Genomic DNA, 1,547 nt, shown 5'->3' on the forward strand with positions numbered 1-1,547 from the left:
AATGCTGAATGCTGAATGCTGAATGCTGAATGCTGAATGCTGAATGCTGAATGCTAGTTTTTTACCACTGGGTAGCAAATTGACAACAAACTAATTTGCTACTTTGTGTTCACAAAACCAGAATATGATGTGCAAATATTCACAAAACCATAAACGATACCCAAGCTCAAAACTGGTGAGAGCACTACAAGAAGTAAGGTTAATAGGCTAAGCATATTTATTCACCAAGTTCTGTAGACTGCTGTGATAATTGTTGTTTTGCTAACTTAATTGACTGTGTAGCTTGAAACAAAAATGTATCTTCAATGTCGATTTGAGTTTTATATTCAACGACTTTACGTACTGCATCTACTTCTTGTTGAACTGCTTGAGTTAACGCTTCTGTATCAGACAAAGTTGAGATTGATACAGGTGAAGTAAGAGCGATGCTAGTTGCTAATAGTAAAGATTGCATGGTGGTTCTCCTTAAAAAGTAATTGTTTAAATCTTTAGTCGCTATAACAATTACAAAGGTTGTGCCACTCGTGCAAAATAATTTAAAGCACTGATTTTATTACATTTATTTGTTGATGAAAATTCGGTGACTCAATTAACAAATATCTATTTAGCCACCGATTTAGTCTTTTTGACCACTTTTTGGTTAGGATTAATCTATACCTCGTTCACGGAAAAAAGAGGTGGCATCATGAAGTAACTCTCGGCCTTTGCGATCTGTTTTAACCGCATTTTCACTCAGATATCGACGCCAAATCTTGGCACCTGGTAATCCCTGATACAACCCCATCAAATGGCGAAGTACGTGCCAAGCTCGGCCACCATCTTCTTCATGTTTTGAAATATAATCCGCAACTTCCGCTAGGACTTCCGAGCGTTTAATTTGTGGTGTAGAGGTTCCATATACCGTGTTATCAACCTCTGACATCATGTATGGATTGTGATAAACCTCTCGACCCATCATCACACCATCTACGTGTTTTAAGTGTTCTTGCGTTTCCTCAAAGGTCTTAATTCCACCATTGATGATAATTTCTAACTCTGGAAACAACTCTTTGATTTTATACACTCTTGGATAATCGAGAGGTGGAATGTCGCGGTTTTCTTTAGGACTGAGACCTGTTAACCAAGCTTTTCGAGCGTGGATGATAAAAGTCTCACAACCAGCTGCTTTCACTTTGGTAATAAAATCTAGAAGAAATTCAAAGCTATCCTGGTCATCGATGCCAATGCGAGACTTAACCGTAATTGGAATCGTTGTCACCGCTTTCATCGCGGCAACACATTCAGCCACCAGCTCAGGTTTTGCCATTAAACAGGCACCGAACATACCGTTCTGAACTCGGTCCGACGGACAGCCCACGTTTAAATTAACTTCATCATAGCCTCGCTCCTCTGCCAACTTGGCACAGTGAGCCAAGGCTTCTGGGTCGCTACCGCCTAATTGAAGTGCGACCGGCTGCTCCGCATCATTAAATTTTAAGAAGTCACCTTTGCCATGGATGATGGCGCCCGTCGTCACCATTTCGGTATAAAGTACCGCATGCTTGGAC

2 protein-coding genes are annotated in these 1,547 nt (G+C 40.6%); both read right to left on the bottom strand.

Translation table 11 applies throughout. The features are described from left to right. Positions 1 to 217: 217 nt before the first annotated feature. Positions 218 to 454, bottom strand: a complete 237-nt coding sequence (locus AC4E96_RS04535) for a hypothetical protein (protein ID WP_488032977.1) — start codon at positions 452 to 454, stop codon at positions 218 to 220. Positions 455 to 646: 192 nt separating this feature from the next. Then, a partial coding sequence (gene dusA / locus AC4E96_RS04540) for a tRNA dihydrouridine(20/20a) synthase DusA (RefSeq protein ID WP_490255018.1) occupies positions 647 to 1,547 on the bottom strand: 901 nt, incomplete at its 5' end.

It is taken from the genome of Psychrosphaera sp. (assembly GCF_982872775.1).